5 protein-coding genes are annotated in these 5535 nt (G+C 50.0%); 3 read left to right on the top strand and 2 right to left on the bottom strand.

The genetic code is table 11. From position 1 onward, the window contains the following. Positions 1-31 precede the first annotated feature (31 nt). Both GX135_07700 and GX135_07705 read right to left on the bottom strand, forming a co-directional pair. A complete protein-coding gene (locus GX135_07700; GenBank protein NLN85961.1) occupies positions 32-820 on the bottom strand; it encodes an rRNA pseudouridine synthase in 789 nt (262 codons plus the stop codon). Further along, on the bottom strand, positions 762-1268 hold the full coding sequence (locus tag GX135_07705) for an LptE family protein (GenBank protein NLN85962.1): 507 nt from the start codon (positions 1266-1268) through the stop codon (positions 762-764). Before GX135_07705 ends, GX135_07700 begins: the two co-directional genes overlap by 59 nt. Before the next feature lie 94 nt (positions 1269-1362). Between GX135_07705 and GX135_07710 the strand changes: the two genes are divergently transcribed. The 3 genes from GX135_07710 to GX135_07720 form a co-directional block, all read left to right on the top strand. Next, on the top strand, positions 1363-2037 hold the full coding sequence (locus GX135_07710; protein ID NLN85963.1) for a PTS transporter subunit EIIA: 675 nt from the start codon (positions 1363-1365) through the stop codon (positions 2035-2037). A gap of 1 nt (position 2038) precedes the next feature. Continuing rightward, positions 2039-2491, top strand: coding sequence for a 5-(carboxyamino)imidazole ribonucleotide mutase (gene purE, locus GX135_07715; GenBank protein ID NLN85964.1), 453 nt, complete (start codon positions 2039-2041; stop codon positions 2489-2491). 243 nt (positions 2492-2734) lie between these two features. Continuing rightward, positions 2735-5535 (top strand): AAA family ATPase (locus tag GX135_07720; GenBank protein NLN85965.1); only part of this gene is annotated, 2801 nt, incomplete at its 3' end.

A 5535-nucleotide genomic window follows, 5' to 3' on the forward strand; every position in this document is an offset into this window, starting at 1 on the left:
CCACTTTTGGGCGGTCCAATCAGGGCAATATTCATTTATCTTTATTCTCCACGAGTTTTTTTAAGGAACGCAGCTCCGTCGGGGTTAGATGACGCCAGCGTCCTTCGGGAAGGTCTTTCAGTTGCAAAGTACCTAATTGCAGGCGTTTGAGCCGTTTCACCCGAGCTCCCACGGCTTCCAACATCTGGCGAATTTGCCGCTTGCGTCCTTCCGTGATTACAATTTTCAAGGTCATGCTGCCTTCAGTTTGGCTTTTCACAAAAACTCCGGCTGGACGCGTGAGACCACCTTCGATGGGCACTCCGCGACGCAATTCGCCAAGTTCTTTTTTATTGAGAACGCGGTTGATTTCAACTCGGTAAACCTTTTCCACGCCGCGCTTTGGATGGGTGAGCGCGTTGATTAGTTCGCCGTCATTGGTCATCAGAAGCAGACCTTCCGAACCTTTGTCCAGCCTGCCCGCGTAACGCAGATTGTGCGCTCCCTGAGGCAACAGCGCGTAAATCGTGTCACGTCCAAATTCATCGGCACGTGTCACCAGCACACCGCGGGGTTTATTCAGCATCAGATACACCATTTCCGTTTGCGGCTGCAGCTCTTCCCCGCGCAGGCTGACCTGGTCTTTTTCGGGGTCCACCCTGCAGCTCAGGTCTGTGCAGATTTCACCGTTCACCCGCACTTCTCCGGAGCGAATCAATTCATCCGCATCGCGGCGGGAACAAATTCCGCTTTGAGCCAGCCAACGGTTCAGGCGTATGCCTTCACCAGGTTTCGAGGCTGTTTTGGATGATGGTGTTGAAGAGCCTCGTGATGAGTTCATCTGTTGCTTCCTCTTTCGTTTTTGATTTTGCCGTGCTGGAGCTTTGCGCGGTGGCTGCGTAGGGCTCCGTCAGGGTCAGTTGTTTATTTTCATAGATTACCTGGTTGTTAATCAGGTCGGTGAAAACCACGCTGCAGCTTAGGCGCAGCATATAATCTTGCACATTATTACCGCTGTCGTAGCTGTAAACGCTTTCCGAAAAATCCAGGATTTCTCCTTCCAGCGTGCAATCAGGCTGTTGTGTTACAAGTTTCAGGCGTCCGTCACGGCTGAATTTTTGGGTAAGCCCGTCCATCACCGTATCCGCCAGATCAAACTGTGAACTTCGGTTTTCAAAAGGGCGCACGGCAATATTTTTCAGATGCGGGTAAGCATTTGAAAACACGGAATATGAGCATCCCCAAAGTACCACCGCCAGCATTGCCAGACAAATATATTTCTTGACCATTATGCCATGCTCAAAAAAATCTCTATCTTTGTCAAGTTAAACCTTGAAAATGCAAAAAAACGCATTTCCAAAGCCATCACCAAGGGAGGTAACAATGGCGAAGAAATATTTGTCCAAAATCGAAGTGGCCCGCAAGCTGAAAGTATCCGAGCGCGTGGTCCAGGAGATGATGAACACCGATACTTTTGAAACCAAACAGGTGGGGAAAAACCTCAAAATCGATGAGGATTCCCTGAATGAATGGCTGGAAAACCTCAACGAAAGAGACGAAAAAATGCTGGCATTAAAGCGCGTTATCTGCCATTTTGAAGAGTATATGCGCCCGGAAAATATCTTTCTGGATTTCGAAGCGGAAAACAAGTTCGACGCCATTCGCATCCTCAGCGTGAAGGCGAAGGATTTGAAGCTTGTGCGCGATGCCCGCTGGCTCTATGAAGTTGTGGTTGCCCGTGAGGAGCTGATCTCCACCGCCATCGGCCACGGTGTCGCTCTGCTGCATCCGCGCCACCTGCATCCATCCAAAATCAAGGCACCCAGCATCCTCTTCGGACGCTCCAGCACCCCCGTGGATTTCGATGCTCCAGACAACAAACCCGTGAACATCTTCTTCATGCTGCTCCTGCACAACGACAAACAACATCTTTTCAGCCTTTCCTACATCTCCAAGCTCATCATGAACCCGGAGATTCTGGAAGCCTTCAGCACCGCGGCAAACGTTGAGGAAATTCACGATTGCCTCACCATTCTGCCAGAACAGCAAAATAAGTAAAATGCCCAAAGTTCGTGTGATTTTGGGCAGTAAAAGTGACCTGCCCATCTGTGAACCCTTGCGCCAGGTTTTGGAGGAATTCGGCGTGGATTACGATTTTCACGTTTCCTCCGCCCATCGCAAGCCCCAAAAAACCGCCGAACTGGCTCAACAGGCTGAAAACGATGGGGTTAAAGTGATAATCGCCGCCGCTGGAATGGCAGCCCATCTGCCCGGAGTTTTGGCGTCCCACACCGTTTTGCCTGTGATAGGTTTGCCTCTGGATAGCGGTGGCCTGGGAGGTTTGGATGCTCTGTTGGCAATCGTGCAAATGCCTCCGGGAGTTCCAGTTGCGAGCGTGGCCATCGGCGGAGCCAAAAACGCCGCCCTGTTGGCAGTGCAAATCCTGGCTTTACAGGATGATGAACTGCGGGAAAAATTCCGTAACTACAAGCAAAAACTCGCGGAGGCGTGAGCCAAGCATAAAACCATCCAGACCCCGAAACGGAATTCCCCGCGCCAACGTCTTTTGAGGCGGTTGCAGTTTTCAAAAATAGCTTGAAAAACTAGCGAATCAACCCAGATTCGTTTTCAGTTCTCGAACTTTTCATTTCCGCCCGAATAAAAATTACTTGACCGATTATGCCATTTTACCGTTATGTAAAATTTAGTTTTTATTCTGAGCTTGGGTTACCCCCCTTTTGCGAAGTGATAAATCATGTTAAACTACGTACCTGCTTACATCTTGTCCAAACTGCGGCAGCAAAAACCGCGGGGTAGCTTCAATTCCTTTATTTTGGACTGCCGAATTGCGGAACTTCGACCCATGTTGGCAGGTTTTGAAAAACAGGGGCAGGCAGGCGCAGACAAGCTTTCCGACTTTCTGAATATCATTTGCGTCCAGCTATTCGAGATTGTGGAAAACCGTGGCGGCTTCGTTGCCAGAATGGAAGGCGATTCTTTTTTGGCTGTGTTTCCCGGCGTGGATGCTCCGCAGATTTTGGCAGCGGCAAAAGAATTGGAAGGCATCAATCGTGAAACAGGAAAAAACAAACCTTCCCCACATCCAAAGCTTAGGATGGCAATGGGTTACGGTAGGGTAAACTGGCGCGTGATGATAAATCCCCTCCAATATGAATGCGTGTTTTATGGACCCGAACTGGAAACCTTGGAGGTAATTCCCGCTAAAACCGGTAGCTTGCGAATCACAGACAAAGCCCGTGCCAAGCTGGGAGCCCTGGGATTGCTCAATGAAAAAGGGCGTCCCAAATCATCTCGCGCGCCAAAGCCAATCCCATTCAAGCTTTCGCTGGATTCAGAGCTGAGGGAACTCCAAACCAAATTCACCCATCCCCGCCTTCACAATCTTGAACCCAAAACTTCTTTCCAGTCCGCGGCCTGCATCATGGTGAGCTTGGCTTGGGAGGGTTTGGCTCAGGTGGAACAGATGGTTCAAAACATGGAGGTTATCTCCATCGCTTTCAAAGCCTTCATGTTGGGCGCCCGTAAAAAAAGCAGTGAATACAATATATTCGCGTATTTTGGAGTGCCGTTCAAGGATTCCGAGATGTATCATCGGGCTTGCCGCGTTTCCCTGGATATACTGAAAAAATATCCTGATTTGCGCATGGGAATTGCTGCTGACACCGTTTTTTCCACCTGCCTGCAGTATCCCGGTGGATGTCAATATCTCGTTTTTGGAGAAGTGGGTCTGCGGACCAGAGAAATTTGGGAACACTCAAAACCTGGCAAAGTGGCAACAGACGCCGCTATTTGGAATAAAACCAACAAAGACTTCAGCTTCCGTTCCTGGCAAACCGCGGGGAAAACGGTTAAACAAGCCTCCGAACAGCTTTTCGAACTAACCGGCATGCTTTCCCCCAGCGATATTTCCTTGCGGGAAACATTCGTGGGCAGAAAGGAAGAGCTTTCCTTCCTCGAAGGCTTGATAGATCAAACTTTGGCTTCGGAAAGGAATTACGTTGCCCACATTTGCGGCGATCCCGGAATCGGCAAAACCAGGTTGATGGTGGAAATCCTTAAACTCTCTCTCGCAAGAGGCTTTACAGTGCTTACCGCCTGCTGCGAAATGCCCATTTCTGCGCCCCTCGATCCCGTAAAACAGTTTTTCGATCGTTTTTTTGGAATGAAGCCGGAGCTTGCACAGGACGAAGCTTTGGAGATTTTTCGCCAAAACTGGAAAAAGTGGGCCAGGGGCAGGAAGAAATTCGCGGAACTGGAACCTTTCATCGCCTTCATTTTGGATTTGCGCTGGGAGGAAAGCCCGCTGGAAATGATTCCGCCGGATTTACGTCTGTGGCGCAGTTTGGAGGGCGGCGCGCACTTTTTAGCCCTGGTTTCCCAAGATGTACCACTACTTTTAGCCATCGACGACCTCCAATGGCTGGATCCTCGCTCCCGGCTCTTTTTGACAGCTTTGGGAGAGCTCGAGCCAGTCCGAATCGGCATTTTAGCTTCATCCCGCTATTTGGATGATGGCTCTGTCCCCACGCTCGAAATCCCCGGATTCGAAAGTCTGCACCTGGATTTGAATCCCCTCGCCCTTGGTGAAAGCCTGGAATTGTGTACCCAGCTTTTGGGTTTGGAGACTCTTCCCAAAGACACAGCCAGCTTTTTTTCCACATTCAGCGATGGCAATCCTTTCAACATCGAACAGGTAATGTCGTCGCTGGTGGAGGAAGGCAATGTGAACGCCCGCGGTGAAATCACGGTTCCCGCAAATTGGCAAGGTGTTGGCATTCATAAAGTTCTGCTGCGCCGCATCAACCACCTTTCCGCCAAAACCAGGGAAAGTGTGATGAAAGCAAGCGTCCTGGGCATGCGTTTCAACATCAAGGTGCTCTCCGAAATGCTGAATTCCAGTCCTGCCCCGCATTTGGATAAAGGCTTCCAAAGCGGTATCTGGAGAGACTTGAACGAAGTTTTCTACATTTTTTCCCACATCCTCATTCAGGAAGCCGTGTATTCCACCATCGTGGCGGATGAACTGCGAGAGCTGCACCTCAGTGCCGCCAAAGCCATGGAGAAAGTTTTCGCCAAAGACTTGCATGAACATGCAGCCGAAATTGCCAACCACTTCGAAAAAGCCGAACAGCTTGACCAAGCCGCTCTCTACCATTTTAAAGCCGGTGAACTGTATTGGGATCAGAATTTTCTGGATAAATCCGAATACCATTTCCGCCACGCCGCCGATCTCAGTGAAGCCGCCTGCGGCAGGGAAAGTCACCAGTTTTGCCGACACTATTTCTATCTGGCGCTGCTTTATCACTATCAAAATCGTTATGAAAAAGCAGACCCCGTCTATCATGAAGCCGTGGGACTGGCCAAAAATCTGTATGGACAGCGCTCCCTGGAATTGAGCCCCTTTTTGAACAATCTGGGGCGCTTTTACAAGGATATCGGACGCTATAAAGAGGCGGAAAAACTGCTGGAACGCTCTCTGGCAATGGAGCGCAAGCTGGATCCCAGCAGCTCAAACATCGCGGACAGAATGAACAA

It is taken from the genome of Candidatus Cloacimonadota bacterium (assembly GCA_012522635.1).
GTDB lineage: Bacteria > Cloacimonadota > Cloacimonadia > Cloacimonadales > Cloacimonadaceae > Syntrophosphaera.